The 26,858-nt window shown below is 63.8% G+C and carries 27 protein-coding genes; 18 read left to right on the forward strand and 9 right to left on the reverse strand.

Going from position 1 to position 26,858, the window contains the following annotated elements; translation table 11 throughout:
• Positions 1–12 precede the first annotated feature (12 nt).
• Positions 13–726, reverse strand: coding sequence for a phosphonate metabolism transcriptional regulator PhnF (gene phnF / locus Q0844_RS09140; protein WP_299044112.1), 714 nt, complete (start codon positions 724–726; stop codon positions 13–15).
• Positions 727–839: 113 nt separating this feature from the next.
• On the opposite strand from phnF, the gene phnG reads away from it, so the two are divergent.
• From phnG to Q0844_RS09155, 3 genes are read left to right on the forward strand one after another with little or no spacing between them, the layout of a single operon-like run.
• On the forward strand, positions 840–1,295 hold the full coding sequence (phnG, locus tag Q0844_RS09145) for a phosphonate C-P lyase system protein PhnG (RefSeq protein WP_299044114.1): 456 nt from the start codon (positions 840–842) through the stop codon (positions 1,293–1,295).
• Complete coding sequence (gene phnH, locus Q0844_RS09150; protein ID WP_299044115.1) at positions 1,295–1,855, forward strand: phosphonate C-P lyase system protein PhnH; 561 nt, start codon at positions 1,295–1,297, stop codon at positions 1,853–1,855. Before phnG ends, phnH begins: the two co-directional genes overlap by 1 nt.
• 1 nt (position 1,856) lies before the next feature.
• Positions 1,857–2,945, forward strand: coding sequence for a carbon-phosphorus lyase complex subunit PhnI (locus Q0844_RS09155; protein WP_299044118.1), 1,089 nt, complete (start codon positions 1,857–1,859; stop codon positions 2,943–2,945).
• Positions 2,946–2,947: 2 nt separating this feature from the next.
• Here Q0844_RS09155 and Q0844_RS09160 read toward each other — a convergent pair whose 3' ends face one another.
• Complete coding sequence (locus tag Q0844_RS09160; protein WP_299044119.1) at positions 2,948–3,142, reverse strand: hypothetical protein; 195 nt, start codon at positions 3,140–3,142, stop codon at positions 2,948–2,950.
• 35 nt (positions 3,143–3,177) lie between these two features.
• Here Q0844_RS09160 and Q0844_RS09165 point away from each other — a divergent pair, with 35 nt between their 5' ends.
• From Q0844_RS09165 to phnN, 4 genes are read left to right on the forward strand one after another with little or no spacing between them, the layout of a single operon-like run.
• Positions 3,178–4,047: an alpha-D-ribose 1-methylphosphonate 5-phosphate C-P-lyase PhnJ gene (locus Q0844_RS09165; RefSeq protein ID WP_299044121.1), complete on the forward strand. Its 870-nt coding sequence runs from the start codon at positions 3,178–3,180 to the stop codon at positions 4,045–4,047.
• A complete protein-coding gene (gene phnK / locus Q0844_RS09170) occupies positions 4,044–4,814 on the forward strand; it encodes a phosphonate C-P lyase system protein PhnK (RefSeq protein WP_299044123.1) in 771 nt (256 codons plus the stop codon). The genes Q0844_RS09165 and phnK overlap by 4 nt, the downstream gene beginning before the upstream one ends.
• 58 nt (positions 4,815–4,872) lie before the next feature.
• Positions 4,873–5,556 (forward strand): phosphonate C-P lyase system protein PhnL, encoded by a 684-nt coding sequence (phnL, locus tag Q0844_RS09175; protein ID WP_299044124.1) that lies wholly within the window; start codon positions 4,873–4,875, stop codon positions 5,554–5,556.
• On the forward strand, positions 5,553–6,095 hold the full coding sequence (gene phnN / locus Q0844_RS09180; RefSeq protein ID WP_299044126.1) for a phosphonate metabolism protein/1,5-bisphosphokinase (PRPP-forming) PhnN: 543 nt from the start codon (positions 5,553–5,555) through the stop codon (positions 6,093–6,095). The genes phnL and phnN overlap by 4 nt, the downstream gene beginning before the upstream one ends.
• Here phnN and Q0844_RS09185 read toward each other — a convergent pair.
• Positions 6,077–6,757, reverse strand: a complete 681-nt coding sequence (locus Q0844_RS09185; protein WP_299044128.1) for a DUF1045 domain-containing protein — start codon at positions 6,755–6,757, stop codon at positions 6,077–6,079. The two genes, phnN and Q0844_RS09185, sit on opposite strands and share 19 nt — an antisense overlap.
• Before the next feature lie 34 nt (positions 6,758–6,791).
• Here Q0844_RS09185 and Q0844_RS09190 point away from each other — a divergent pair, with 34 nt between their 5' ends.
• On the forward strand, positions 6,792–7,934 hold the full coding sequence (locus Q0844_RS09190) for an alpha-D-ribose 1-methylphosphonate 5-triphosphate diphosphatase (RefSeq protein WP_299044130.1): 1,143 nt from the start codon (positions 6,792–6,794) through the stop codon (positions 7,932–7,934).
• Between the two features lie 18 nt (positions 7,935–7,952).
• Here the strand turns inward: Q0844_RS09190 and Q0844_RS09195 are convergent, their stop codons facing one another.
• The gene (locus Q0844_RS09195) at positions 7,953–9,740 is read right to left on the reverse strand and encodes a gamma-glutamyltransferase family protein (RefSeq protein ID WP_299044132.1); all 1,788 of its coding nucleotides are present in this window, start codon (positions 9,738–9,740) and stop codon (positions 7,953–7,955) included.
• A 162-nt stretch (positions 9,741–9,902) separates the two neighbouring features.
• Complete coding sequence (locus Q0844_RS09200; protein WP_299044134.1) at positions 9,903–10,391, reverse strand: fasciclin domain-containing protein; 489 nt, start codon at positions 10,389–10,391, stop codon at positions 9,903–9,905.
• A gap of 136 nt (positions 10,392–10,527) precedes the next feature.
• Here Q0844_RS09200 and Q0844_RS09205 point away from each other — a divergent pair, with 136 nt between their 5' ends.
• Positions 10,528–11,379, forward strand: coding sequence for a DUF6502 family protein (locus Q0844_RS09205; RefSeq protein ID WP_299044135.1), 852 nt, complete (start codon positions 10,528–10,530; stop codon positions 11,377–11,379).
• Positions 11,376–12,347: a hypothetical protein gene (locus Q0844_RS09210; protein WP_299044137.1), complete on the forward strand. Its 972-nt coding sequence runs from the start codon at positions 11,376–11,378 to the stop codon at positions 12,345–12,347. The genes Q0844_RS09205 and Q0844_RS09210 overlap by 4 nt, the downstream gene beginning before the upstream one ends.
• 3 nt (positions 12,348–12,350) lie before the next feature.
• Here Q0844_RS09210 and Q0844_RS09215 read toward each other — a convergent pair whose 3' ends face one another.
• Positions 12,351–13,220, reverse strand: coding sequence for a LysR family transcriptional regulator (locus tag Q0844_RS09215; protein WP_299044138.1), 870 nt, complete (start codon positions 13,218–13,220; stop codon positions 12,351–12,353).
• 183 nt (positions 13,221–13,403) lie between these two features.
• Between Q0844_RS09215 and egtB the strand changes: the two genes are divergently transcribed.
• The gene (gene egtB / locus Q0844_RS09220; protein ID WP_299044140.1) at positions 13,404–14,666 is read left to right on the forward strand and encodes an ergothioneine biosynthesis protein EgtB; all 1,263 of its coding nucleotides are present in this window, start codon (positions 13,404–13,406) and stop codon (positions 14,664–14,666) included.
• Entirely contained in the window at positions 14,666–15,634 is a 969-nt protein-coding gene (gene egtD / locus Q0844_RS09225; RefSeq protein WP_299044142.1) for an L-histidine N(alpha)-methyltransferase, read from the forward strand. The genes egtB and egtD overlap by 1 nt, the downstream gene beginning before the upstream one ends.
• Here egtD and Q0844_RS09230 read toward each other — a convergent pair.
• Complete coding sequence (locus Q0844_RS09230; RefSeq protein ID WP_299044143.1) at positions 15,631–16,527, reverse strand: LysR substrate-binding domain-containing protein; 897 nt, start codon at positions 16,525–16,527, stop codon at positions 15,631–15,633. The genes egtD and Q0844_RS09230 overlap by 4 nt on opposite strands.
• Before the next feature lie 119 nt (positions 16,528–16,646).
• On the opposite strand from Q0844_RS09230, the gene Q0844_RS09235 reads away from it, so the two are divergent.
• From Q0844_RS09235 to Q0844_RS09245, 3 genes are read left to right on the forward strand one after another with little or no spacing between them, the layout of a single operon-like run.
• Complete coding sequence (locus tag Q0844_RS09235; protein ID WP_299044144.1) at positions 16,647–17,123, forward strand: nuclear transport factor 2 family protein; 477 nt, start codon at positions 16,647–16,649, stop codon at positions 17,121–17,123.
• Between the two features lie 21 nt (positions 17,124–17,144).
• The gene (locus tag Q0844_RS09240; RefSeq protein ID WP_299044146.1) at positions 17,145–17,771 is read left to right on the forward strand and encodes a glutathione S-transferase family protein; all 627 of its coding nucleotides are present in this window, start codon (positions 17,145–17,147) and stop codon (positions 17,769–17,771) included.
• Between the two features lie 28 nt (positions 17,772–17,799).
• Entirely contained in the window at positions 17,800–19,431 is a 1,632-nt protein-coding gene (locus tag Q0844_RS09245; RefSeq protein ID WP_299044147.1) for a pyridoxamine 5'-phosphate oxidase family protein, read from the forward strand.
• Positions 19,432–19,446: 15 nt separating this feature from the next.
• Here Q0844_RS09245 and Q0844_RS09250 read toward each other — a convergent pair whose 3' ends face one another.
• Both Q0844_RS09250 and Q0844_RS09255 read right to left on the reverse strand, forming a co-directional pair.
• Positions 19,447–21,339, reverse strand: a complete 1,893-nt coding sequence (locus Q0844_RS09250; RefSeq protein WP_299044149.1) for a hypothetical protein — start codon at positions 21,337–21,339, stop codon at positions 19,447–19,449.
• Positions 21,340–21,438: 99 nt separating this feature from the next.
• The gene (locus Q0844_RS09255) at positions 21,439–22,878 is read right to left on the reverse strand and encodes a hypothetical protein (protein ID WP_299044151.1); all 1,440 of its coding nucleotides are present in this window, start codon (positions 22,876–22,878) and stop codon (positions 21,439–21,441) included.
• 286 nt (positions 22,879–23,164) lie between these two features.
• On the opposite strand from Q0844_RS09255, the gene Q0844_RS09260 reads away from it, so the two are divergent.
• The 3 genes from Q0844_RS09260 to Q0844_RS09270 all read left to right on the forward strand — a co-directional run bounded on the left by Q0844_RS09260 (position 23,165) and on the right by Q0844_RS09270 (position 26,852).
• The gene (locus Q0844_RS09260; RefSeq protein WP_299044153.1) at positions 23,165–23,815 is read left to right on the forward strand and encodes a hypothetical protein; all 651 of its coding nucleotides are present in this window, start codon (positions 23,165–23,167) and stop codon (positions 23,813–23,815) included.
• Positions 23,816–24,018: 203 nt separating this feature from the next.
• Positions 24,019–25,644 carry a winged helix-turn-helix domain-containing protein gene (locus tag Q0844_RS09265; protein WP_299044154.1) on the forward strand — a complete coding sequence of 542 codons (1,626 nt, stop codon included), beginning with the start codon at positions 24,019–24,021 and terminating at the stop codon, positions 25,642–25,644.
• Positions 25,645–25,676: 32 nt separating this feature from the next.
• Complete coding sequence (locus Q0844_RS09270; RefSeq protein WP_299044156.1) at positions 25,677–26,852, forward strand: phosphatase PAP2 family protein; 1,176 nt, start codon at positions 25,677–25,679, stop codon at positions 26,850–26,852.
• Positions 26,853–26,858: the final 6 nt, after the last annotated feature.

A 26,858-nucleotide genomic window follows, 5' to 3' on the forward strand; every position in this document is an offset into this window, starting at 1 on the left:
ATCACAAATGTTTCACACATCTTCGGCCAGGGTCAGGGTCACGCGGTCGCCGGCAAACCATGTCCGTCCCAGTTCTACGGGCCGCCCGTCGGCATCCACATTCAGGCCCACGCTGCGCAATATCGGCGCGCCTTCGGCAATGCGCAGGTGCAGCGCTTGTGTCGCGGTGGCAGACTTGGCCGTCAACCGGGTCCAGGCCCGCGTATAATCGGACACGCCCTCGGCCCGCAGCGCGGCGGTGACGGACGCGGACGCTGCCAGCGCGGCGGGCAGCGTCGGAAAGGGCTCCGCCGGAAAGACCGAGCGAAAGAGCGCGATGGGGTATTCGTCGGCTAAGCTGAGCCCGTCATAGGCATGGACCTGTGCGGTGGCATCGAGCGCCAGCGCGTCACGTTCGTCGGGGCTGGCCAGGCGGGTCGTGACCGACAGTACCTGTTTGGCTGGCGTGCGCCCCGCCGCGCGCAGGTTCTGGTGAAACCGCACACGCTTGCCAATTGGATAGTCGGTGGGGGTTTGCGCCACAAAGGCCCCCGCCCCGCGCCGCGTGTGAATGGTGCCCGTTTCGACCAGTGCCGACAGCGCGTGTCGGACGGTGTGGCGATTGACGCCAAAGCGCGCGGCCAACTGCGCCTCGGTCGGCAGCTTGTCACCGGGGCGATAATGGCCGTCGGCAATCTCTCCCGACAGCGTGTCGGCTATGGACCTCCAGATCGGCGTGCGTGCCATGATGCTGGCCTCCGTCACGAAACTTTCACAACACACAGATGGACGCGCCGCACCGACTCGCCTATTATTTGTCTAGTTGTATAGTAATCTCGACAACTTCACAAGGTGTATAGATGGACGGATCAACAGACCCGAATGCGGCGCGCAAGGCCTGGCTGTCGGTGCTGGCAAAGGCACCCGCCGACGCTGTTGCCGACCTGTGGACACGGGCCGGTTATGCCCCGGATCACACTGTGCTGCGCGCACCCGAAATCGGGGCCGTCATGGTGCGGGGGCGCGCCGGGGCCGTCGGCGCGCCGTTCAATCTGGGGGAAATGACGGTCACGCGCTGTTCTGTTCGCCTGACATCGGGCGAGGTCGGGCACGGGTATGTGCAAGGCCGGAGCAAGGATCATGCCCTGCACGCGGCGTTGACCGATGCGCTGATGCAGACCGACCGGGCAGCGGCCGTCAATGACGCCATCATTGCCCCGCTGCGGGATGCCCACGACACCCGCAAGGCCGTGCGCGCCGCCAAGGCGGCCGCGACAAAAGTCGACTTTTTCACCATGGTACGCGGAGAGGACTGATGGATCACACACCCCTGGGCGGTGGATTTGCAGATCCGCCCCATCAAAGTGCCGAAGCGTTCCGCAGCATCATGCAGGCGATGGCGCGGCCCGGGCGCATCCTCGAAACCGGTGGCGCCATCGCCCCCGCACCGCTGTCGGTCGCGGCCAGCACGGTGATTGCCACCCTGTGCGACCCCGATACGGGCATTCACCTCGCTGGCGGGCATGACACCGACGCCGTGCGCGACTGGATCGCCTTCCATACCGGTGCCCGGCTGGTCGGGGCGGGTGACGCCCATTTCGTTCTGGGCCCATGGGACGCCATCGACCTTGCCCCCTTGCCGCTGGGAACGGCCGAATATCCCGACCGTTCGGCCACCGTGATTGTCGAAATGGAGACCCTGCACACCGCGGGCGCAACCCTGACCGGCCCCGGGATCAAGGACACCGCCGCGCTTAACCTGCCGGACCGAGTGCTGTTTCAGCGCAACGCCGCGCGGTTTCCGCTTGGCCTTGATTTTCTGTTCACATGCGGGACGCGGATTGCGGCCCTGCCCCGCAGCACAAAGGTGACCTGAGATGTATGTAGCGGTGAAAGGTGGGGAAAAGGCCATTGATGCGGCCCATGCCTGGCTGGCCGAGGAACGGCGCGGACCCACGGATGTGGCAGAGATGTCGGTGGATCAGATCAAGGGGCAGTTGACGCTGGCGGTGAACCGCGTGATGGCGGAAGGGTCGCTCTATGATCCGGATCTGGCGGCGCTTGCCATCAAGCAGGCGCGTGGTGATCTGATCGAGGCCGTCTTTCTGGTGCGGGCCTATCGCACCACGCTGCCGCGTTTTGGCGGATCGAGGCCGCTTGACACCGGTGCCATGGCCTGTGACAGGCGCGTTTCGGCAACGTTCAAGGACGCCCCGGGCGGTCAGGTTCTGGGGCCCACATTCGACTACACGCACCGTCTTCTGGACTTCAAACTGGCCGCCGATGGCGAGGTGCCCGCCGCGCCCTCACGCGATGATGCGCCGGCCCCCAAACCGCATATCATGTCGTTTCTGGACCGCGAGGACCTGATCCAGCCCGAACCCGAAGGCGCGGATGTACCGCCGGATCTGACCCGCGAACCGCTTGAATTGCCGGCGGAACGGTCCCTGCGCCTGCAATCGCTGACACGCGGGGACGAGGGGTTCATACTTGGCATGGCTTATTCGACCCAGCGCGGGTACGCGCGCAACCACGCCTTTGTTGCCGAGTTGCGCATCGGGACCTGTGCGGTCGAGATGGATATTCCCGAGCTTGGTTTCGCCATCGACCTGGGCGAGGTCGAGCTGACGGAGTGCGAAACCGTGAACCAGTTCCAGGGCTCGAAAACCGAACCGCCGCAATTCACGCGGGGCTATGGTCTGGTGTTTGGCATGTCGGAGCGCAAGGCGATTTCGATGGCGCTGGTTGATCGGGCGCTGCGCTGGGAAGAACTGGGCGAAGACAATGTGGGCGCACCGGCGCAGGACGCGGAATTTGTACTGTATCACGCGGACAACATCCAGGCGACAGGCTTCCTCGAACATATCAAACTGCCGCACTATGTCGATTTCCAGTCGGAACTGGAACTGATCCGCAAGCTGCGCCGCGAGGCGATGGGACATGCGCAACAGGAGGCAGCGGAATGACCTTAGTCGCCACCATCGCCGTCGCAGTCCCAGAAGCCGCCGTCGCCACTGCCACCGGAGCCGCCGTCTTTGCTGTGCAGGACCTGGTTGATCCAGTGCGATGCGGGCAGGCACGTGGCGGCCATTTCCCGCAGGACGGCAAAGACGACGATCGCGCCGATGATGGAATACGTCAGGATTTGGTTCGCGTCGCTCATGGTCGCGACCGTTACGCAAACAATGGGGCAAGAGCATGACCGACTACAACTTTGCCTATCTGGATGAACAGACCAAGAGGATGATCCGCCGCGCGATCCTGAAAGGGTTGGCCATTCCGGGCTACCAGGTGCCCTTTGCCAGCCGCGAGATGCCGATGCCTTATGGCTGGGGGACAGGTGGCGTCCAGGTGTCGGCGGCGGTGATGACCGCGGATGACGTGTTCAAGGTGATTGACCAGGGCGCGGATGATACCACCAACGCGGTGTCCATCCGCCGCTTTTTCGAGCGCACCGCGGGGGTCGAGACAACCGAGGCAACCAGCGCGGCGACGGTGATCCAGACCCGCCACCGCATCCCCGAGGAACCGCTGACGGACGATCAGATCCTTGTCTATCAGGTGCCGATCCCCGAACCGCTGCGCTTTCTTGAACCGTCCGAGGTCGAGACCCGCAAGATGCACGCGCTGGAAGACTATGGGCTGATGCATGTGAAACTGTACGAAGACATCAGCGCACATGGGGCGATCGCGACATCCTACGCCTATCCGGTCAAGGTCGAGGGGCGCTATGTCATGGACCCGTCCCCGATCCCGAAATTCGACAACCCCAAGCTGGGAATGGCCGCCATCCAGCTGTTTGGTGCCGGGCGCGAACAGCGCATCTATGCGTTGCCGCCCTACACGCAGGTCGTCAGCCTGGATTTCGAGGATTATCCTTTCGAGGCCACCAAGGCCGACCACGCCTGCGGGCTGTGTGGCGCCACGGACAGTTACCTGGACGAATTGATCGTCGATGACGCGGGCGGGCGCATGTTCATGTGTTCGGACACCGATTACTGCCAGTCCCGGCGCGCGGCAGGTCACGTGGGCGCGCAAGGAACCCCATCGGAGGAGGACGCGGCATGAGCCCGCTGTTGAAGGTCGAGGGGCTGTCGAAGTTCTACGGGCAGCGCATCGGCTGCGCCGATGTGAGCTTTGACCTCTACCCGGGCGAGGTGATGGGCATTGTCGGCGAAAGCGGATCGGGCAAGTCCACGTTGCTGAACTGCATGGCCGGGCACCAGCCCTGCGACACGGGCCGCGTCATGTTCAACACCCGCGCGGATGGCCTGCGCGACACCGTCACCATGAGCGAACCGGAACGGCGCATGCTGGGACGGACCGACTGGGCCTTTGTGCACCAGCATGCACGCGACGGGCTGCGCATGAATGTCAGCGCAGGCGGCAATGTGGGCGAACGGCTGATGGCCGTGGGCGCGCGGCGCTATGGCGATATCCGGGAACAGGCGATCACCTGGCTGGACCGCGTCGAGATCGCGGCCGACCGCATTGATGACCGCCCCAGCCAGTTTTCCGGCGGTATGCAGCAGCGTCTGCAGATTGCGCGCAACCTGGTGACGGGTCCGCGGCTTGTGTTCATGGACGAACCCACCGGCGGGCTGGACGTGTCGGTGCAGGCGCGGCTGCTTGACCTGCTGCGCGGACTGGTGCGCGAGATGGGTCTGAGTGCCATCATCGTCACCCATGATCTGGCCGTGGTGCGCCTGCTGGCGGATCGGTTGATGGTGATGAAAGATGGGTACGTGGTCGAGGCGGGTTTGACCGATCAGGTGCTGGACGATCCGCAACACGCCTATTCCCAATTGCTGGTGTCGAGTGTGTTGCAAGCGTGAGCCCTGGGGGCCAGCCCCCAGACCCCCGTCGTATTTTTGGTCAGAAGAAGATCTGAACATGATTGAAGTCAGTGAAGTTGCAAAATCCTTTGTCCTGCACAATCAGGGCAGTGCCGTGATCCCCGTGATGCGGGGCGCGCACCTGCGCGTGGCACCGGGTGAATGCGTGGCCCTTGTGGGCGCATCGGGGGCCGGCAAGTCGACCCTGATGCGGATGATCTACGGCAATTACACGGCGCAGGCCGGTCGGATCCTGGTGGGCGATGTCGATGTCGCGTCGGCGGCACCGCGCGACATCCTCGGCCTGCGCCGCGACACGCTGGGATATGTCAGCCAATTCCTGCGCGTGGTGCCGCGTGTGCCGACGCTGGATGTCGTGGCAGAGCCGCTGCGCGCCATCGGGGTCGACGCCCCCCGGGCCGAGGCGCGGGCCCGTACGCTGCTGGCCGAACTGAACATTCCCGAGCGGTTGTGGACGCTGAGCCCCACGACGTTTTCCGGTGGCGAGCAACAGCGCGTGAACATCGCGCGCGGATTTGCCCATGATTATCCCGCCCTGCTGCTGGACGAACCCACTGCCAGCCTGGATGCCACCAACCGCGCGGTTGTGCTGTCCCTGATCGAGCAGGCCAAGGCCCGGGGCGCGGCGATTGTCGGCATCTTCCATGACGCCGAGGCCCGGGCACAGGTCTGCGACCGCGAGGTTGACGTCAGCGCCTTCACGCCAAGGCATGCCGCATGACCGGGCGATTGATCGCGGTGGTGGGGCCGTCCGGTGTCGGCAAGGACACGGTGATGGAGGCGATGGCCGCAGCCGAGCCGCGCCTTGCCCTTGTCCGGCGGGTGATCACCCGCCCTGCGACCTCGGGCGGCGAGGTGTTTGACGCCGTCACCCCGTCCGAATTCGAAACCCTGCACCGAAACGGCGCGTTTGCGCTGTCATGGTCCGCGCATGGGCTGTCCTACGGTGTTCCCAAGGCTGTCCACACCTCGTTGGATGCGGGTCAGGACATGCTGGCCAACCTGTCGCGCAAGGTGCTGTCGCTGGCGCAGGCCCGTTTCCCGGGTATGGCCGTGATTTCCCTGACCGCGGACGCTGACATATTGGCCGGTCGGCTGACCGCGCGGGGTCGCGAAACCCGGGCCGATATCGCACGCCGCCTTGCACGCGCCGACACGGACCTGCCCCAAGGGCTTGCCGTCACGCGGATCGACAATTCCGGCGCATTGGCAGACACGGTGCACGCGGCGCTGGCTGCGCTTTACCCGGTCAGGGCATAGCGATGGATCTGATGGAACATGCCCGCGTGATCCTCGCCCAACAAGGTCAAACCGGTGATCCGGTACGGCGCCAGATCAAGCCGCGCCAGCATCGGGGTCAGCGCCGTCTCTGCCTGTGCAGCGGTGCCGGGGTCCAGCTTGCCCGACAGCGTCAGGTGGAACCGGAACTGGTCGAGGACATAAGGATAGCCCCAGCGCAGCAGATGTGCGTCCTGCGCAGGCGACAAACGCGCGGCACGGCGCTTGGTCAACTCTGCATCGGAGGGGGGCGCACGGAACCCGTCCAGCTCCTGAACCGCGCGCGCGGCGAGAGTGCCCAGCGCGCTTGGGTCGCCCGCGGGAACAAGCGCAAGAAAGCGGCCCAGCCGGGCCAGGTGCAAGCCGTCCAGCACCACGGGCGCGGACCGGGCACACAGATTCGCCAGCGCATCGTGCAACGCGTCCACGTCCTGTCCCTGTGCCAGGCGGAAGGGCGGCTTGATGGTGCCGTGAAAGCCGTATTTGCGGGGCGTCTGCGTGATTTCGCCGATCGGCAGGTCCGGCACCTCAGGGTGCGCGCAGACAGAACCGCTGGCGCTGTCCCAGCCCAGCCAGGCCGCGCCGAACCGGGCCAAGGGCGTGCCCGTTTCGGGCGTGTAGTAGACAGCGTAGCGCGTGAACATCGTCCACCCCTTTCCAGTCCGAGATGACAAGCACATGACACAAGACACGATCCTCGCCAACGCCCAGCTTGTCCTGCCGGATGAGGTGCGCATAGGTCACATTGTCCTGAGGGACGGGCATATCGCCGACATCGGGCACGGCCGCACGGTTCCGCCTGGTGCGCTTGATTGTGGGGGTGACTATGTCGCGCCGGGCCTGATCGAACTGCACACCGACAACCTTGAACGGCACATCTCGCCCCGACCAAAGGTGCCGTGGCCCCATGGGCCGGCGATCCTGGCGCATGACCGCGAATTGGCGGGCACGGGGATCACGACCGTGTTCGACGCGATGCGGGTTGGATCGATCCCATCGGGCAAGGGGCGGTACGTGAAATACGCGCGCGCCCTGTCATCGGAACTGTTGGCGATGCGGGCGCAGGGTGTGCTGAAGATCAGCCATTTCCTGCACCTGCGGGCCGAAATCTGTTCGGAAACGCTTATCGAAGAGCTGGCCGAATTCACACCGGAAGACCGCGTGGGCATCGTCAGCCTGATGGATCACACGCCAGGGCAAAGACAGTTTCGGGACATTACGAAGATGAAGGCCTACGTGATGGGCAAGAACAACCTGACCGAACAGGAATTCGCGGATCACGTGGTCAAGTTGCAGGGCTTGCAGGACCGTTTGGGCGCTCGGCACGAAGCGGCCGCCGTGGCCGAGGCCGGTCGGTTGGGGGCTGTGCTGGCCAGCCATGACGACACGACCGCCCCCCAGGTGCGGGTGTCGTCCGGTCACGGGGTTGCGGTGGCCGAATTCCCGACAACGATCGAGGCAGCCGAGGTGTGCCGCGCCGAAGGTATCGCCATTATCATGGGTGCCCCCAACCTGGTGCGCGGCGGGTCGCATTCCGGCAATGTCGCCGCGCAGGACCTGGCAGAGCGGGATCTTCTGGACATCCTGTCCTCGGACTATGTGCCTGCGGCGTTGCTGATGTCTGCGGTGCAGTTGGGCGCGCTCTGGGGCGATATGGCGCGCGGTCTTGCAACGGTCACTCGCACGCCGGCGCGGGCCGTTGGCCTTGGGGATCGGGGCGAGATCGCAGTGGGACAGCGCGCCGATCTTGTGCGGTTTTCGCATGCTGACGGCGTTGTCGCGGCCCGCGAGGTGTTCAGCCTGGGGCGTCAGGTGGCCTGACGGGCGGGGTCCGCGCCGTCACCGACCAATCGCATAGGCCTGCATCAGACGCGGCGTCGCCGCCGCCCGCATCACACCGTCCGATTGGTGTCGTGCCGCACTCAGGCGTCCGACGGTCCAGGGTTCGGCCACTTCCAAGCCGTGCCCCTGCGCGCGCAATGCATCACGCGTGGATTTGGGGAAATGCGGCTCGACCATCAGGTGACCGGGCCGCAGGTCGCGCGGATAAAAGCTGCCTTGCAGATGCGCCGTGTGGAACAGCGGTGCGTCGATGGCCTCTTGCAGATTCAGGCCATGATGCACATGGCGCAGGAAGAAAACCAATTGCCACTGGTCCTGCTGGTCACCGCCCGGCGTGCCAAAGGCCAGCGCATCGCCGTCCGTGTGCACGGCCAGCGACGGGGAAAGCGTGGTGCGGGGACGCCGACCGGGGGCCAGCGTCGTGGGCAGGCCCTCGTCCAGCCAGAACATCTGGGCCCGCGTGTTCAGCGGCACACCCAAGTCCGGCACAACCGGGTTGGACTGCAACCAGCCGCCGGATGGGGTGGCGGACACCATGTTGCCCCAGCGGTCCACCACATCGATGTGCACTGTATCGCCCTTGCGGTTCGCAAGATGCGCCATGGTCGGTTCGCCCCCTCCGACCCCGGCCGACGCCACGGCACCCCGCGCGATCCGCGCATGATAGGCAGCCACCTGCCCTTCGAACCCTGCAATGACACCGGGGCGGTCATTCAGCGACGCGGTTTCGCCGATATCCGCCCTGTGGGCATCGGCATGCGCCTCGGACAGCAAGCGGTCCAGCGGCACATCGGCATGCAGCGGATCACCAAGATAGGTATCGCGATCTGCAAAGGCGCGTTTCAACGCTTCGGTGGCAAGGTGAACAAACTCGGGGCCAACCGGATCCATCTCTGCAATCGGATCATTGCGCAGCATCTGGAGACATTGCAAAAGAACGGGCCCCTGGCTCCAGGCGCCGCATTTGAATACGTCCCATCCGTGGTGCGATACGGACACCGGCGGCTCGTAACTGGCGCGCCACGTTGCCATGTCATGACCGGTCAACACGCCCTTGCGGCGCGCGCCGGCCCCGTCCATCAGACAGGCGTCCGCCAGGAAACGGTCGATGGCCTCGGCCACGAATCCGCTGGAAAAGGCGCGCCGGGCGGCCTCGATCTGGGCCACGCGGCCGGTTTCGGTCTCTGCCGTCTGCAGCAGACGCGACCAGAAGTCGGCCAGCGCCGGATTGCGGAACAGGGCACCGGGCTGCGGGGCGCGCCCACCGGGGGTCCACACCGCGGCCGAGCTGGGCCATTCCTGCGCAAAAAAGGCGGCCTGGGCTGCAATTGTGGCCGCAACGCGGGGCAACAGGGGATGCCCATGGCGGGCATAGTGAATGGCCGGTTCCAACACGGCCCGCAATGGCAGACGCCCATGGTCGCGCAACATCAGCATCCAGGCGTCGAACGCCCCCGGCACAACGGTGGCCAGCAGGCCGGAACCGGGGATCATCTCAAGCCCCTGGTCACGGTAGTGGCTGACGGTGGCCCCTGCGGGCGCAACACCCTGCCCGCACAGGGCGGTCGGCGCCTCGCCCGCCACACGGATCAGGGCGGGCATGTCCCCCAGCGGCCCGTTCAGGTGCGGCTCGACCACATTCAGCGTAAAACCCATCCCAGCCGCGGCATCAAAGGCAGAGCCGCCCGCTTCCAGCAGCTTCATACCCACGGCGGATGCAATCCAGTGGGTCGAGGCGACCATGCCGAACGTGCCGGTCAATTCGGGACGGGTTGTGAATGTCATGGCTGGGCCTTTTTCTGCGATGCACCCCGCCAGCATCGCGCGCAAGGCAGCGCTTTGCAAAAGCAAACGGCGGCCCCGGTCAGAAACCGAAGCCACCGCGCCTGATGACTCACCGTCTTGCGGAAACGGCGGATCATCAACCCTGAAAAACTGGGGGGAAGATCAGGGAATAAGGACCCGATCAATCACGTGGATCACACCGTTCGACGCCAGAATGTCGGCCTGGATCACGTTGGATTTTTCGACTTTCACACCATTGCGGCCGTCAATGTGCACATTAGCACCGTTCACGGTCGCGACGCTCAGGCGCTGGCCTGCAAGGTCCGATGACAGGGTCTGTCCGGGCAGCACGTGATAGGTCAGGATGCTGACCAGTTGATCCTTGTTTTCCGGCTTCAGCAGGTTTTCGACGGTGCCCGCAGGCAGCGCGGCAAAGGCGTCATCCGTGGGGGCGAAGACGGTGAAGGGACCCGGGCTTTTCAGCGTATCGACCAGATCGGCGGCCTGAACGGCGGCGACAAGGGTGTTGAACGACCCGGCGGCGATTGCTGTGTCGACGATGTCGGGCTGCGTGTTCATCTCGGCGCAGGCACCAAGCGTGGCAAGGGCCGCGCCGACGGCGGTCATCTTCATAAAGGAACGGCGTTTCATCATGTGTCTCCTGAAAGTACGGCGCGGGGCCTTTTCGTTGTGTGGGAATATTTCCCACGGATGACGAAGTGACGCAGCACCGGCAAAAATCAAGGATTTGCGTGGAAAAAAATTCCACGCGCAGTATCCTCTGAGCATGGCAAGAGGCGAGCAGTCCAGCGCATCAGACGCATTTTTGCGTGTTCTCAGGGGGTTATTGCGCCCTCTGGTGCGCACGATGATCGCCCGTGGGCTGACGGCACCCGTCATCTACAGCCTGCTGAAACGGGTCTATGTCGAAGTGGCCGAAGACTTGTTTCGCCTTGATGACAAACCTTTGACTGACAGCCGCATTGCCATGTTGACGGGCGTGCACCGCAAGGACATCCGCACCTTCCGTGCGGAAGACGACGGTTCGCGGCAGACCCGCCGGAAAAGCACCTTGCTGGCCACGGTCATCGGTCAATGGACGTCCGCGCCGGACTTCACGGATGGAACTGCGCCCATTCCACTGCCTCGGCAATCGGACACGGGGCCGGATTTCGAATCCCTCGTCCGGTCGGTCAGCCGCGATGTGCGCCCCCGCACCGTCCTTGATGAACTGCTGAATGCCGGGCTGGTGTCCGAAACATCCGATGGTGTGCTGGAACTGCGGCCCGAAGCGGTGGTGGGCACCGGCGACACTGGAGGCAAGGAGGCGTTCTTTGCCGCCAATGTGGGGGATCACCTGGCCGCGGCAACCGAAAACCTGCTGGCCGACACGCCGCCCTTCTTTGAACGCGCGGTGTTTTACAACCAACTCCCACCCGAGGCGTTGGACCAGATCGAGGCTGCAGCCCGCACCAAGGCACAAACCCTGCTTGAGGATCTGAACCGACAGTCCAGCGCGCTGCACCGTGACAATGCGGATACGGATGGTCCTCGACAACGCTACCGGCTGGGCATCTATTTCTATCGCGAAGACACCGCTGCCGATGCAAAGACAGAAGAAGAGGCCCCGGACACGTGACACAGCTGACCAAACGGCACATGCTTGGGCTCTTGGGCGGCACCGCTTTGACGGCATGTGCCCCGGCCATTCCGTCTGCGCAACTGGGCGATGACCCGTTCGAAGGTGGAATAGGCGGGACCGGCATCGTGGGTCTGATGACCGGCAGCGGCAGCGTTCTGATCAACGGCCTGCGGGTCGAGGTGACGCCTGCAACCCGCATCTTTGCAGCCAATAACCGGGTCAGCGACAGTGTGCTGGTGCCGGGGCGCACCCTGACCCTGTTGGCCCGCGCGCGGCTGGGCCGGTTCGAGGCGCGGCGGATCGACATCGATGATCCACTGACCGGCGTTCTTCTGCGGCAGGGGCCCGGATACTCGGTCAACAGCACGCCCGTTCCGGGCCTGTCAGATGCGGCCGCCCGCCGTGTGGGTGAACGGGTGACCGTCAGTGGCCTGTGGCAGGCGGATGGCACGGTGCGCAACAGCCTCTTGCAATCGGCGGTGTCTGATGTGGATGTCGTGTCGGGCGTTCTTGCAGGATCAAGCGCAGACGGATGGCGTGTCGGCCGGACACCGATCACGCCCCCAAATGGACAAAGCCTGATCGCAGGCCAGTTCGTGGTCGCCAAGGGGCAGTTCACCCATGGCACGTTGCAGGTCACCACATTGCGCTTCGGGCGGTTCCGCGAGGGGGGCAATACCCTGCGGCAGCTTGCGGTTGAAGGATATCTTGAAACCGTGGACACCGCACCCGGCTTCCGCCTGGCCGGTTTGGGCCACAGTTTTGACCAGCGCCTGCAACTGGGCGGTTTCGCACAGGACCGCGCCATCTATTTCGGGCCCTACACCGGACGCTTTGTGGCCCGCCGCGCCGTGCTGGTGCCCGACGCCCAGGGCCAGCGCGCGTCGCTCTTGCGCCCGGCAGACGGGAAAAACAGCGCCGCAGCCCTGTCCGGGGATCGCGCCCGCACCGTCCCGACGCGGTAACGCTCAGGACGTGAACATCGGCCGCCGCGCCACGATCCAGTCGCAAATGAAATCGACAAAGGCTCGCACCCGCGCGCTGTGGCGCAGATCACCGTGCAACAAAATCCAGATGCCGCGGCCCGGCCCCACGGGCACATCGGGCACGCGCACAAGTTTCGGATGCGTGTCCGCAAGAAAGGCAGGCACCCACGCCATGCCAAGGCCCGCAGCCGCCGCTTCGGCCTGCATGAAAATCTCGGGCAGGGTGTGGCGCGGCGTGGCCTTGGGCAGGGGCGTTTGCGCAATCCAGGTGTCGTCTCCACCCCACCCGATCCAATGGGCACCCGCCCCTTGCGACGCGGTCAGATCGGGATGGTCGGCAATGTAATCCGGCGTGGCAAACGCCGCGTTGACGTAATCCACGACCCGGCGGCCCACCAGATCCTCGTCAATGCTGTTGGCCGCGCGCACGGACACATCCGCCTCCTGCCGCGACAGGTCCGAAATCCGGTTCGTCGCCACCACATCGATGCGAATGTCTGGGTAGAGTGCCGTGAACTCCGCCAGCACCGCCACAAAGAACCGGTGCCCGAAGGACGGCGGCAGGCTGACACGCACCGTCCCGCTGGGGACAGAGTCGAGCCCCGTCAACCGGCGCTGCACCTCCAGCATCCGGCGCTCCATCTCTTCGGCATGGGGCAACAGCAGCTCGCCGGGTTGGGTCAGGGTCAACCCCCGCGCAGACCGGTCGAACAGGCGCGTGCCCAGGCTCTGCTCTGCCCCCTGTAACGCACGCGCCACTGTTGCATGGTTCACGCGCAGATCGCTGGCCGCCCCCCGCAGGCTGCCCGCCCGATGGATCGCCAACAGAATGCGCATCTGGTCCCAGTTCATCGACGCCCCCATACCACGGATCGTTTGCGATCCACCTTGTCTGACTATTCGCTGCATCGCACCAATTTTCGGCGCGCTACACTTTCGCGTGTGCCCCTGTGGTCTGACCCTGTTCCGAACCCACATCGTTAGGGGCGCACATGCCATCTTGGTCCTCGTCCCGCCCCAAGGAGATTTCCCCCCATGCCTGCCCTTTCCGCCTCCCTCGCGCCAAACGAGGCCCTGGACCTGTTTTCACGCACCCGCGCGCGCACCAATGCGCTTGCCGCCCCGTTGTCGGCCGAAGACATGATGCTGCAAAGCATGGAAGACGCCTCGCCCGCGAAATGGCACCTCGCGCACACCACCTGGTTTTTCGAGGAATTCATCCTGAAACCCCGTGTGCCGGACTATGCCTCCCCGGATGACAGGTTCGCGGTCCTGTTCAACTCGTATTACGTGCAAGCCGGGCCGCGGCACGCGCGGGACAAACGCGGGCTCGTATCGCGGCCCGGCGTGGATGATGTGTCTGCCTACCGCGCCCATGTCGAAGACAGCCTTGCCGATCTGCTGACCGCCAACCGCGACGACAGCGACGACATCGCAGGCCTCGTCGAACTGGGGTGCCATCACGAGATGCAGCACCAGGAACTGCTGGTCACGGACCTCCTGCACGGGCTCAGCTTCAATCCGCTGCTGCCTGTCTACAAGGACCCCGAACCGCTGCCTGTCACGGCCCAGGTCCCCCTGACCTACAGCCGCCACGACGGTGGGCTGGTCGAGATCGGGCATGATGATCCGGGCTTTGCATATGATTGCGAAGGGCCGCGGCACAAGACCTATCTCAACCCTTTCGACATTGCCGACCGGCCCGTGACCAACCGCGACTGGATCGAATTCATGAATGACGGCGGCTATGGCGACACGCGGCTCTGGCTGATGGAAGGACATGCCGTCGCACAGCGCGAAGACTGGGCGCATCCACTTTATTGGTGGCAACAGGACGGACAGTGGTGGACCTATACGCTGCGTGGACCGCAACCTGTCGCGCTCGATGCGCCCGTGGTGCATGTCAGCTATTACGAGGCGGACGCCTTTGCCCGCTGGGCCGGGGGCCGCCTGCCGACCGAGGCGGAACACGAGCTTGCCTTTCGGGACACGGCGATCCGTGGCAACCTGATGGGGGACGCACAGAACACCGGCGCGCTGCGTCCCCTGCCCGGCCCCGGCATCTGGGGAGACGTTTGGGAATGGACCGCGTCCGACTTTGCCCCCTATCCCGGCTTTCGCCCCCCCGAGGGGGCCTTGGGCGAATACAATGGCAAGTTCATGGTGAACCAGCGGGTGCTGCGGGGCGGATCCTGCGCAACCCCGCGCGAACAGATGCGCGCGACGTACCGAACCTTCTTCTACCCGCACCAACGCTGGCAGATGCTGGGGCTGCGCCTGGCGCGGGACGTGTCGTGATGGATGGCACCCTGCAACTGCCCGCCACATCGCCATCGGACACCGATGCGCTGATTGCCGATGCGCTGGCGGGACTGACGCAACCGGAAAAGTCGCTCAGCCCGAAATGGCTCTATGATCATCGCGGCAGCGCCTTGTTTGAACAGATCACGACGCTGCCCGAATACTACCCCACCCGGACCGAGGCAGGCATCCTGCGCGACAATGCAGCCGCGCTTGCCGCTTTGGTCCCGCAGGGCGGTGCCCTGGTCGAACTGGGCTCGGGCGCGTCGGTCAAGACACGCACGGTGCTGGACGCCGGTGCCCATTTCGGTGCGTATGTGCCCATCGACATCTCGCGCGACTTTCTGTTCGAGACGTCAGACGATTTGCGCCTGCGCTATCCGACACTCGACATCCTGCCGGTGGTGGCGGACTTCACCCGACCTGTGGACCTCCCGACCAGCCTGGAGCAGACGGCCAAGGTCGCATTTTTTCCCGGCTCGACCATTGGCAACCTCGTGCCCGAACGGGCGCAGGCGCTGCTGGCCGGGGTCCGGGCATGGACGGACACACGCGCCTTCATCCTTGGCGTCGACCTGGTCAAGGACACGCGCGATCTGGTTGCCGCCTACGACGATGCACAGGGCGTCACGGCAACCTTCATCACCAACATCCTTGAACGTCTGAACCGCGAGGCGGGGGCGGATTTCGATCTGGATGCATTCGCCTATCGGGCCAGTTGGGACCCCGATCTGGCCCGGATCGACATGCACCTTGTCTCCCGCCGCGCGCAATCCGTGTCGCTGGGCGGACAGGTGGTCGCCTTTGCAGCAGGCGAACCCATCCACATCAGTGCTGCGCGCAAATATACGGCCGACAGTCTTGCGACCATGGCGGCGCAGGCGGGCTGGTCCGTGGCGACCCGGTTCACGGATGGGCAAGAACGGTTTGCCGTTGCCGTCCTGACCCCGGATCCGGCGGCCTAGTTCAAGACGGACACCGCCCGCAACCGGTCCTTGGCGAAATCGACAAAGGCGCGCACCTTCGCGGGTGCGCGACGCCCTTCCACATGCACCAGGTGGATGGGCAGCGGGTCGGGCTCGAACTCTTCCAGGACGGTCTGCAATGTCCCGTCCACCAGGTCCGGACCCACCTGATAGGACAGCACACGCACCAGCCCCCAACCTTGCCTGGCCACTGCGATCGCGGCGGCCACGCTGCTCATGCTCAGCCGCGGGCGCACCCGGACCGCGTGTTGCTGGTCGCGACCAAACCGCCAATCCGTGACCGGACTGACCCGACCGGCCGAAACGATGCGATGACCCTTTAGGTCCGCCGGGACCTGCGGCGTGCCTGCCCGCGCAAGATAGCCAGGCGTGGCGCACACGATCCGGCGCACCTGCCCAACGCGCACCGCAGACAGGCCCGACGACGGCAACGCGCCCAGCCGAACAGCCACATCAAACCCTTCTTCGACCATGTTCACGATGCGGTCGACCATCACCACATCGGCCCGCACATCCGGATAGGTATCAAGGAATTCAGTCAACACCGGCGCCACGTAGATTCGCCCGAATTCATTGGAACAGGTGATACGCAACTGTCCCACCGGGGTGATCGCTGCACCGGCCGCCGCCTCGTCCGCGGCCTGCAATTGGGCCAGCACGTGGCGCGCGTCTTCAAGATAGGTCTGCCCGACATCGGTCAGGCGCACACGCCGTGTGGTCCGCGTGAACAGGCGCGCGCCCAGCCGGTCCTCCAGCGCATTCACACCGCGCGTTGCAGACGGCGCGCTCAGCCCCACCGCGCGCGCACCGGCGGCAAAGCTCTCGGCCTCGGCGACGGCAACGAAGACCTGCAGGCTTTGCAACCTGTCCATCGCACCTATTACCTCCAATTTTCAAAATAATAACTTTTACATTCAGCATATTCATTCGTTTTGCAAGGCAATCTAAGTCTTCCCTACAAGGAAAATTCGGACCGCAAGAAGGCCAAGCCATGACTGATACCGACCAACGCCCGCCCCTGCCGCCCTTCACCGCCGACACCGCAGCAACCAAGGTGCGTCTGGCCGAAGATGGCTGGAACAGCCGCGATCCGACGCGGGTCGCGTTGGCTTACACACCCGACAGCCGATGGCGCAACCGTGCCGAATTCATCACGGGTCGGGCCGAGATCGCGGCCTTTCTGACCCGCAAGTGGGCCCGGGAACTCGACTACCGCCTGATCAAGGACATGTGGGCCTTTGACGGTGCCCGCATCGCCGTCCGTTATGCCTATGAATACCACGACGACAGCGGCACCTGGTACCGCGCCTATGGCAACGAAAACTGGGAATTCGATGCAGACGGTCTGATGGCCCACCGCCACGCCAGCATCAACGAACACCCCATTGCCGAGGCAGACCGCAAGTTCCACTGGCCCCTGGGCCGCCGCCCCGACGATCACCCCTCGCTCAGCGACTTCGGCTTTTGACCTCAAGAAAGGACCACGCCAATGACTGCCCCCATCAAACTTTACCGCAACCCGAAATCCGGCCACTGCCACCGGGTCGAACTCATGATGTCGTTTCTGGACGTGCCCTATGAAACAGTTGATCTGGACATGGCGAACGGCGCGCACAAGGCCCCGGACTACCTCAAGCTCAGCCCGCTGGGCCAGGTGCCTGCCATCGACGACAACGGCACCGTTCTGTCGGATTCGAATGGCATCCTTGCCTACCTCGTCGGCACCTATGGCGATGACGCCAAGTGGACCGGCAAGACACCGGTTGAGAAGGCGCACATCCAGCGCTGGCTGTCCATCGCCGCGGGCGAGATCGCGTCCGGCCCGGCGGCCGCGCGGCTGGTCACGGTGTTTGGCGCAGGCCTCGACCATGCAGCGGCACAGGCCCGGGCACACGCCCTGTTCAAGGTCATGGATACCGCGTTGCAGGATCGCACATACCTGGTCGGGGAGCGCCTCACCGTCGCCGACGTCGCGGCCTACAGCTACACGGCGCACGCACCCGAAGGCGGGGTCAGCCTGGCGCCCTACCCGCGCATCCGGACCTGGATCACCCGGATCGAAGGTCAGCCGAATTTTGTCGGCATGGCTCGGTCCCCTGTCCCCGACGCCGCCTGAACCGGCCCCCACGCAAAAGGACACCCCGATGCCAGACGCAGCTTCCCCCTTTCACGCAGGCGAGATTAAGGCGCAGCGGCGCGCGGGAAAGCCTGATGTGCCCACATGGGCATCGGGGTTCATTCGGCCTTTCATGCCCGACCAGCACCGCGCCTTTTTCGAACAGCTTCCCTTTCTGGTGCTGGCCGGGGCGGATGCCGATGGATGGCCATGGGCGACCCTGCTGGACGGCCCCGACGGATTTGTGCAGTCCCCGGACCCCGGCACCCTGACAGTAAGCGCGGCACCCGACGATCAGGATCCCCTGGCGGATGCCTTCGCCGCGGGAACCGACATCGGCATGCTGGGCATCGAACTGGAAACGCGCCGTCGCAATCGCATGAACGGTTATCTCCGCAGACGCGGCGCAGGCCTTGTCATCGAGGTCAGCCAGAGCTTTGGCAATTGCCCCCAATACATCCACGAACGCACCTGGCAGCGTGTCCCCGCGGGGACAACCATGCGGGCAACACGCACGAAAACGCTGAATGATGCGCAGATCGCGCGTATTCGGGCGGCAGATACGATGTTTGTCAGCACCGGACACCATGACGGGACCAGAAACGCATCGAATGGCCATGATGCGTCACACCGGGGTGGCGCACCCGGTTTTGTACAGGTCGTGGACGCCGCCCATCTGCGTATTCCGGATTATGCAGGCAACAATTTCTTCAACACCATCGGCAACCTGATGGAAAATCCGCGCATCGGACTTGTCTTTGTCGACTTTGACACGGGTGGCCTCTTGCATCTGACAGGACGGGCATCCATCGACTGGACGCCCATCCGTGGCGACGACCCAAATGCCTTGCGCATGATCAATGTCGCGGTCGAAGCGGTGCTGGAACGGCCCGCTGCCCTGTCCCTGCGATGGCACACGGACAAAAGTGCCGATCTGGACCTGATCGTGACGGACAAGATCGCGGAAAGCGCTGACATCACATCATTCCACCTGGCCGCGCCCGACGGCAGGCCGCTGCCTCGGTTCGAGCCGGGCCAGCACCTGCCCGTCCTGCTGGACATTCCCGGCCAGTCTGACGTGACACGCCGCAGTTATTCGCTGTCTGGTGCACCCGGTGCGGATCACTACCGCCTCAGCATCAAGCGCGAGGGGCTGGGCCTTGCATCCCGGCACCTGCACGACACCGTCCAGGTCGGCGACAGCGTACGTGCCCGTTCGCCATCGGGCAACTTTGTCATGCCCCGCAGCACTTGCCCCCTTGTCCTCGTCAGCGCTGGCGTGGGTCTGACGCCGATGGTGGCCGCGCTGCATGCGTTGGCCACAGACGGCTCTGACCGGCCGGTCTGGTTTGTACATGGCGCACGGAATCGCGCCCAACACGCCCTGGCATCAGAGGTGAACACATTGGTGCGCAATCGCCCCAACCTGACGCGGCGCATCCTGTACAGCCAGCCCGGTCCCACGGACATACGAGGCACTGATTTTGACGGCACAGGTCGCATCACGACCGACACGCTGATGGACCTGAATGCAGGAAGCGATGCGCATTACATGCTTTGCGGGCCTGCGCCCTTTCTGTCGGATCTGCGCACAGGGTTGGAGGCCGCGGGCGTACCCGACGCACATATCCATTTCGAGACCTTCGGGCCCACGGGCTGACCCGCGCGCACAGGGTCAGGGCGGGTTGGATGCGCTGAGATAGGCGTGCAGTTCCGTCAGCACTTCTGCCCCTGCAAGCGGCATCTCGGGGAACAGGCTGCGCAAGTTACGGGCGCCCCGCATCTCGGCCAACGTGAGCGCGGGCTTGTTTGCACGGCCCCGACCGCTCCAGTCCAGGCCAAGGACATGGTGCAGGACAAAGGCCAGCGGGTCAGGCGCTTGCACCGCCGCCAGTTGGGCGGGCGTGATATCGCCAAATGCGCGTTCGTACAGGGCGACAAGCGCGCCGCCTGTTGCAGGGGCGGCAACTGCGCCGCCTTCCAGTCCGAATTGCGCGCCGGAATGGGGCGTGGGAGGCGGCGGGCGTGCCTTTTGCAGGGCGGTGGCAATTTTGGGAAACGGATGGGTCACGCGGGCCCCGATGACATGCGCACGCGGGCCCGGCGTGTCGGCATCGCCCGGCGGCCCCGCAGTCAAGACAAGGCTGGGCGCGCCCGACTTCTGATCAGTTTGTACCTGTGTTTTGACAGACTGGTGGGCCGAGCTTTTCAGGTGCACCTCGCCCATCAGGCTGGCGCTTGTCTTGCTGCCCGTTGGCACGCTTTTGGACAGGCGGCCCAGATCGCCCTTGGGGTACACAACCTGCAAGGTCACGGCCCGGCAGACCAGCAGCTTTTGCACGGTGCCGACATTGGCGCCAAGCCCGTGGCCGCCGCCCACCGGGATCTGGAAATGGTAGCCACGCGGCACGTTCAATGCCTGATTGGTCGCGGCCTGCACAATGGGATGTTCAAAATACCAGCCGGTTGTCGTGTCGGGGTCCGCCTGGGCAAACGGGGTCGCGGCAACGGTGATCTCAGCGGGGCCATGATAGATGATCTTGACCTCTGCCCTGTCGCCTGAACCGTCATGGGCAAAGAGGTCGCGCGCCGCACCCTTGTTCGGGGCCACCGACACCACCCCGGCCGGGACGGATGCCGCTGGCTTGCCTGCCATGTTCACAACCGTCTGTCCTTTCGCGGTGCGCTTGGCGGAAAAGGTCACCTCGATCGTTGCCGATGATGACAATTGACTGCGGATGTCTTCGACCGGGGGCGAGACGGCAAAGCTGTGCCGCACGACGGTGTTGCCGGTGCGGTCCACCGTGTACATGCCGCTGTGATTTGCGACATCCGGGGCTTGGGTGTTGGCCGCCGCGTCCCGGATGGACCGCGACAGGTTCCACAGCCTGTCGATCTGGCGTGCCCAGTCCTGTTCATGGCCCAGCGCCGCCTTGAGCGTGGGCAAAAAGGTCTGCTGTGCATTGGTCGGCGCGTGCGCAAACAAGGACGCCAGCGGGCCTGACCGAATTTCCGAGGCGGTGAGTGGCGGCAGACCGGCGGCTTCGCGCCCGCTCCAGCGGAAGGCGATCTGGTAGTCAACCACGTAAGTCAGGTTGCTGACGGTCGACGCGCCCAGCGCTGTGGCCGCGGTTTGCTTGTCTGCCGGGCTAATCGGGGCGAACATCGACTGGTAGGTGTTGATCAGTTGCCCCTGCGCCATGCGGGCGGCAATCAGGTGCTTGTTCACATCGGCCTGATCCTTGTCCGTCCAAAGATACGCGGTGGCGCTGATGATGTTGAAGTACCAGGTGGTGAACCCGGCGGTCAGCCGAATGGCCCCACGACTGGTTTTCGATGCAATGGTGTTCAGGAAATTCCACGTCTCGGCGTTGAACGTCCCGAGGTTGTTCCACTCCCACGGAAAATCCCCGACCCCCGAGGTGTCGAGCGGCACGTAATCCACCGGATCAACCTGTGTGGTCTGGCCGGATGGCCCACTGACAGGTGCCAGTTTGCGCGCGGCCTGGGCCGACAGGCGCAAGGACGACACAAGGTCCCGCCTGAAAGCGCCATAGGGGTCTTGCATGTGCCCACCTCGCGTTTTCGTCCCGTGTGCCACCCCAGCATAGCAAAACCCACCCGGCAATCACCTCAGGATCGCCGGGTGGGCCAGGTACTGGTTACCTTACTTGGCGCCGGGCCATGCGCAATCGGCACCGATCACATAGGCCTGGGATGTCATGATGTTGCCCGGAATGACAGCAGGCGGAGGTGTCATGGTCACCGTAACGGTGCCTGCGGTCTTGTCGTACTTGTAGACCGAGCTTTCGTAGCTTTGCGATCCACCACCCAGCGGGATGCCAAGGAAGCTGACGCTCCAGTGCGATTCCTGCGAGAAGTGGGACTGGAACGACTGTTCATCCGCGTTGTGGAACACCATGGTGATCGTCGGCAGGTCACAGATCGCCAGTACGTCCAGCACCCCAAAGTCACCGTTTTCGGCAAAGTTGTAGTTCTGGGGTGTGGTGAAGCCCACGCCGCTGACATTCGGATCGTGGTTGGCCGCCGCCTTGATCAGCGAAGGGTTCCACCAGCCGGTGCCTGTACCGATGTCATAGGCGCTGGCCGACAGTTGCGGGGTGAACTTGGTCACGCCCTTGAAGGACAGGCTGATGTCCACCTGCGTGACGTTGCTGTCGAACGAGAACGCGTTGTAGCTGGCGCTGGCACCGGCCCCGATGTGGAACCAGTCGATCCAGCCGGACACGCCCGCGCCACCTTCGACCGACACTTTGGACGTCGATTGGTCCACCTTGGTCACGGACATCGCGATGTCGAAGCCCTGGCTGCCGTTCAGGCCGTTCTGGATGGTGCTGGTCGCCTCTGCAATATCGAGATACGGCAGGATCGACGTCGCGCCCGTCACGTCAGCGGCGGACATCCAGCCCTTTTTCACTTGTGCCGGTGTCGGGCTCAGGTTCTTGGCGCTTTGCTTGATCTGACCGTTGTAGCTGTTGACCGCGTTCTGAACCGATGCGGCGGCATCCGTTTGCGACAGGTAGGTCATGAAATCGCTGATAAGCTTGGCCGATCCAAGCGGCGCGTTGGGCAACAGCGATGTCGGGTTGGTCGAGGTGCGGAACGTGGCTAGCGTCAGGCCCTGATCACCCCAGGACATGATCTGCTCTGTCACGTAAAGCAGCTTGGCCCCGGCGGTTCCGCTATTGGCCGCGGGGATGGCGCCAAACATCGATGTGTAGTCGCCCACAACTGTGTTCAGAATGCCCGCAGCATTGGTGTTGGCCTTGTTCAGGGCCGCCTGATCTGCCGCGGTCAGTTCGTACGCCATGGCAAGGTACAGGTTGAACAACGCGGTATTCAGCGCAGTGCCGTCGGTTGTCTGCAAATAGCCGTCCGGATTGTACTGCATCACGTTGTTGAACTGGTTCCACGTATCCGTGTTGAAGATGGCCGCGTTGTTCCAGTACCAGAACAGATCGCCCATGCCGGCGCTGTCGACAGGCGACCAGTTTTGGATGTTCAGTGCCTTTTGAACCGGGCCGTCCGCCTTCTTGGCAAGGCTGTCATAATAGGCCTTTTTGATTTGTGCGATGTCTTGGGTCATTTTGATGTCCTCTAAGCTCTGTCAAAAATGATGCTCGTGTCCGAGCGGTTCCCCCCAGGAAAATTCCTTTGGGTGGCAGAAGCGCCAAGGACAGGCTGGCAGGACAGGCGGATCGAAGTCCTGAAACATTCCCGAAATAGTTGTGATTTCTGGCTCACGCGACATTTCGGAAATATTTCGGAAAAGTTTCAGGCCTTTGGCCGTGCACCTTTTGCAGACTGTATCTCGTGCGGCCCAAGTGCGGGCCCGCATGCAAGACACGTGAAAGGCTCGGAACGACGTGACCATGATAACTGCGCGAAACGAGACGATCCGAGAGATCCGAGTGTTTCCATACTACCGGGGTGTACCGCTTGAAGTGGATGCGGTGGGCAAGGCCAGCTCAGGCAAATACGAGGCCGGTTTCTTTGCCGGTCAAACCTACTACACGCTCGAACTTGATGACTGGAACGAATTCCGGGAGGTGCATGTCGGAGCAACCTATACCTGCACGGCGATTTCGAAGGACGGGCGCCCCCTGAAAACCCACTGGATGTTCTGTACGTCCGTGGCAGGCCGGCCCACGTTTTCCATCAGCCGCCACTGGACCAACCCGACCAACTTCGCCCCTGTTCTGCCGCTGTGCGATACCAGCCTCGTTCATCTTGAGGAATTGACGGACATGGTTGCGTCCCTGCCCCGTGCCGTCGGTGACGACAGCCTTGTCCAGGCACAGATCGGTACATCCGGATGGCTGGTCATGACGCGGATCGGATGCCCGCACATGATCGGCATCATGATTGACGACGCGGTGCTGCCCAGCCATATGTGCCAGGGTGCCAGCGATCTTGTCATCACTGCCCGCTCGGTGCGCACGACCCAATCCATCACGCTGGAAAAACTAAGCTGCGTCAGCACCAAAGACAAATCCCTGTTCTTACGGCTGCACGAGGGATGATTGTGCTATGCCGAACCTCTGTTGATCACTACTATAGGTCGCGTAACCAGTCGTGGCCGTTGCCTCGGACGCGCGTATCGGGCGATCTTGCGCCAATGCGCGGGGTTTTGTGCGCGCATGCGGTAGGCAAGCGCACACAGGACCATACGGTGGGTGTGGGTGCGGCTGGCGACACCAGGGGGAAGGCGCCGACGGCACTGAAAATGAACGGTTTTGCGGCTGCGCATATTCGATTGGGCGACGCGCTTTATGACGTGGCCACGGATCGCATTGTCACGTCATGTGGCGAAGATATCCTGTTGCGGTCCCAGTCCGCACTGGTTTTGAAGTATCTCGTGGGGGCCCTTGGCACACTCGCAACACGAGAAGAGTTGATCGCCGAGGTCTGGCCTGACGTTTCGGTCACGGATGACAGCCTGACGCAATGTATCCTCGACATTCGGCGCGCCATTGGCGACGCGGATCGCGTCATTCTCAAGACCGTGCCCAAGCGTGGATTTGTTTTGACCGGGACCCCCGTGCCGGAGGTCATTGAACCGGAAACGGCACGATCCGCACCGCTGCCAGCGTCACCGCTGCACCCTGACAATACGCCTGCGCAGACAGGCATCATCGTGCCCGAGCTTGACCCGCGCGACGTGCTGCCGACCCTGGCGGTGTTGCCTTTCCGAACACAGCCCGACAACGGCCATGGCACACTGATCAGCGCGTTTGTCGGAGACGAGATCGCAGCCGCCATCAGCAGGTCCGAAGACATGAACGTCATTTCGCGCCTGTCGACGCTTAACCTGTCTGGCGGCCCCAATTCGTTGCAGAACGTGGGGTCGATGCTGAACGCGGATTTCATCATCTCCGGCAGCGTGTTCGAACGCGACAACAAGGTGCTGCTGCTGATCGAATTCGCGGAAACGGACCGCCAGACTGTGCTGTGGTCGGACCGGATGGCCCTTGATTCGGTTGAATGGATGCATGACACGGACACGATCGACCGGATTGTGACCCACATCCGCCGCGCCATCATGATCAACGAAGTCCGGCGCACCCGGTCAACACCTTTGACGGACCTCAAGCTGTTCAGTGTCCTGCACGGTGCGGTTGGCCTGATGCACCGGTTTTCGCCCGGCGATTTCAACCGGGCGCAGAACTACCTTGAATATGTGACCGAAAAAGCCCCCGAGCATCCCACACCGCTGGCGTGGCTGGCGCGCTGGCATGTGTTGCGCACCGTGCAGGGATGGGCAGAAGATCCCCGCCACGAAGCGCGCGCCGCGCTGGATTTTACCGCCCGCGCGCTGGATATCGAACCCGATCACACCATGGCCCTGGTGTGCGAAGGGCAGGTGCTGGCGCATCTGCAACATCGTCTGGACGAGGCGCAAGCCCGCTATGACGCTGCACTGGCGCTGAACCCCAATGATGCGCAGGGGCTGGCCTTGCGGGGCATGTTCTCTGCCTTTCGTGACATGGGCGCCGAAGGCAAGCGCGACACGGAACGCGCCCTGCACCTGTCACCGTTCCATCCCCATCGCTTTTTCTTTCTGGCCCAAGCAGCGGCGGCAAACATCGCCGCCAAGGACTTTGGCCGGGCCGTAACACTTGCCAAGGAATCCCGGCGTCTCAACAGAACACATGTGTCCACGTTGCGAACACTTGCGATTGCACAGGTTGGCGCGGGTCAATTGGAAGATGCCCGCGACACCGGCAAGGAACTGTTGCGCCTGCATCCGAACATGCGTGTCAGCAGTTGGCTCAGGAACTCGCCCAGTTCCGGCTACGAACTGGGGCGTTCGGCCGCCGAAAAACTGCGCAGCATCGGGATTCCGGATTAGTGCCGGGACATTCATTAAAGGGAGTATGAAGAATGAGCATTGGACCAGAGAACGCATTGAATGCCTTGAATGCGCTGAATGCACTCAACGCGTTAAACGCCTTGAACGCACTGGGCAGCAACAACGCGCTGGCCGCAGGCGGAAACGAGGGCCCTTTGCTGGGCGAGGCGCTGATCACCAACCGCGACGGCATTGTCGGCACGCAGATCGACCACATCACACCGCCGGCGGCTGGTGTCGTGGACAGCCCGGAAAACCTGCCCCGCCTGGCCAAAAGCGTGCGCGCCGCCATTTTCCAGGCCGAACTGGCGCCAAGCGTGGACCTGACCGTCGATACCGACGGCACGCTGCCGGTGACGACCTTGTGGCGCCGCACATCCGAACGGGATGGCCGTCGACGCAAGGTCACCTACAGCGAAATGGTGGAAATGACCGCACCCACGGTCGAGCAACTGTCCACGCAGCTTAGTCTCGTATCCGGGTATGCGCGCATTCGCCCGGATCGTGCGGCCGAAATCCTGTCTCAGATCGGCGTTCCCACCGCCTTCTTCGGGTCCGTGAATTTCCTGAATGCCGAGCGGACGCCGCACACGATCGAATTGCTGTACACGGCGCTGACATTCGCGTTGCCCGTTATCCAGCGCACCAAATACGCGCTGGCCGTCAAGCGGCCCATTGAATTCTCGCCGCAGGTCCAGCCCATGATTCCAACGCCAACGCATGGAACACTGCCCAGCGGCCACGCGACCGAGGCGTTCCTGATGGCCCGCATCCTGTGGAAGCTGCTGATCGAAAGCGACGCGCCGCAATACAACGACAAGGCCTATTGGGGCAGCATGCTGATGCGGCAGGCCGCGCGCATCGCCACCAACCGCACCGTTGCCGGCGTGCATTTTCCGATCGACAGTGTGGCGGGCGCGACATTGGGCCTGACCCTGGCCGATCATGTCCACGCGATGTGCCATGGCGGTGGCTGGACGTCCGCCACGCTCGACACGCCCAATTTCGACCCCGAGCAGGATTTCGACTGGCACCAGATCTACAGCGCTGAAGGCAACGCGATGGCGGACGAGGCTGTGTCGGATCGCGGTGTGTGGCTGCGCACCCACCATCACAGCGCCCCCGATTGCGAAGGCCCCGCGCCCGCCCTGACCTGGCTGTGGAACAAAGCGCTGGACGAGTGGCGCGACCTGGGCGGCGGGGCATAGGGGCGG

Origin of the sequence: uncultured Tateyamaria sp. (genome assembly GCF_947503465.1) — a bacterium.
Classification (GTDB): domain Bacteria; phylum Pseudomonadota; class Alphaproteobacteria; order Rhodobacterales; family Rhodobacteraceae; genus Tateyamaria.

Excerpts from the sequence above, each read along its gene's own strand:
- Q0844_RS09160 (WP_299044119.1), bottom strand. The coding sequence starts at position 3,142 with ATGAGCGACGCGAACCAAATCCTGACGTATTCCATCATCGGCGCGATC.
- Q0844_RS09165 (WP_299044121.1), top strand. The coding sequence starts at position 3,178 with ATGACCGACTACAACTTTGCCTATCTGGATGAACAGACCAAGAGGATG.
- phnL (WP_299044124.1), top strand. The coding sequence starts at position 4,873 with ATGATTGAAGTCAGTGAAGTTGCAAAATCCTTTGTCCTGCACAATCAG.
- phnH (WP_299044115.1), top strand. The coding sequence starts at position 1,295 with ATGGATCACACACCCCTGGGCGGTGGATTTGCAGATCCGCCCCATCAA.
- Q0844_RS09250 (WP_299044149.1), bottom strand. The coding sequence starts at position 21,339 with ATGCAAGACCCCTATGGCGCTTTCAGGCGGGACCTTGTGTCGTCCTTG.
- Q0844_RS09255 (WP_299044151.1), bottom strand. The coding sequence starts at position 22,878 with ATGACCCAAGACATCGCACAAATCAAAAAGGCCTATTATGACAGCCTT.
- phnK (WP_299044123.1), top strand. The coding sequence starts at position 4,044 with ATGAGCCCGCTGTTGAAGGTCGAGGGGCTGTCGAAGTTCTACGGGCAG.
- Q0844_RS09235 (WP_299044144.1), top strand. The coding sequence starts at position 16,647 with ATGACTGATACCGACCAACGCCCGCCCCTGCCGCCCTTCACCGCCGAC.
- Q0844_RS09190 (WP_299044130.1), top strand. The coding sequence starts at position 6,792 with ATGACACAAGACACGATCCTCGCCAACGCCCAGCTTGTCCTGCCGGAT.
- phnN (WP_299044126.1), top strand. The coding sequence starts at position 5,553 with ATGACCGGGCGATTGATCGCGGTGGTGGGGCCGTCCGGTGTCGGCAAG.
- egtD (WP_299044142.1), top strand. The coding sequence starts at position 14,666 with ATGGATGGCACCCTGCAACTGCCCGCCACATCGCCATCGGACACCGAT.
- Q0844_RS09215 (WP_299044138.1), bottom strand. The coding sequence starts at position 13,220 with ATGAACTGGGACCAGATGCGCATTCTGTTGGCGATCCATCGGGCGGGC.
- Q0844_RS09260 (WP_299044153.1), top strand. The coding sequence starts at position 23,165 with ATGATAACTGCGCGAAACGAGACGATCCGAGAGATCCGAGTGTTTCCA.
- Q0844_RS09245 (WP_299044147.1), top strand. The coding sequence starts at position 17,800 with ATGCCAGACGCAGCTTCCCCCTTTCACGCAGGCGAGATTAAGGCGCAG.
- Q0844_RS09185 (WP_299044128.1), bottom strand. The coding sequence starts at position 6,757 with ATGTTCACGCGCTACGCTGTCTACTACACGCCCGAAACGGGCACGCCC.
- Q0844_RS09205 (WP_299044135.1), top strand. The coding sequence starts at position 10,528 with ATGGCAAGAGGCGAGCAGTCCAGCGCATCAGACGCATTTTTGCGTGTT.
- Q0844_RS09195 (WP_299044132.1), bottom strand. The coding sequence starts at position 9,740 with ATGACATTCACAACCCGTCCCGAATTGACCGGCACGTTCGGCATGGTC.
- phnF (WP_299044112.1), bottom strand. The coding sequence starts at position 726 with ATGGCACGCACGCCGATCTGGAGGTCCATAGCCGACACGCTGTCGGGA.
- Q0844_RS09240 (WP_299044146.1), top strand. The coding sequence starts at position 17,145 with ATGACTGCCCCCATCAAACTTTACCGCAACCCGAAATCCGGCCACTGC.
- Q0844_RS09200 (WP_299044134.1), bottom strand. The coding sequence starts at position 10,391 with ATGAAACGCCGTTCCTTTATGAAGATGACCGCCGTCGGCGCGGCCCTT.
- phnG (WP_299044114.1), top strand. The coding sequence starts at position 840 with ATGGACGGATCAACAGACCCGAATGCGGCGCGCAAGGCCTGGCTGTCG.
- Q0844_RS09155 (WP_299044118.1), top strand. The coding sequence starts at position 1,857 with ATGTATGTAGCGGTGAAAGGTGGGGAAAAGGCCATTGATGCGGCCCAT.
- Q0844_RS09270 (WP_299044156.1), top strand. The coding sequence starts at position 25,677 with ATGAGCATTGGACCAGAGAACGCATTGAATGCCTTGAATGCGCTGAAT.
- egtB (WP_299044140.1), top strand. The coding sequence starts at position 13,404 with ATGCCTGCCCTTTCCGCCTCCCTCGCGCCAAACGAGGCCCTGGACCTG.
- Q0844_RS09230 (WP_299044143.1), bottom strand. The coding sequence starts at position 16,527 with ATGGACAGGTTGCAAAGCCTGCAGGTCTTCGTTGCCGTCGCCGAGGCC.
- Q0844_RS09265 (WP_299044154.1), top strand. The coding sequence starts at position 24,019 with ATGAACGGTTTTGCGGCTGCGCATATTCGATTGGGCGACGCGCTTTAT.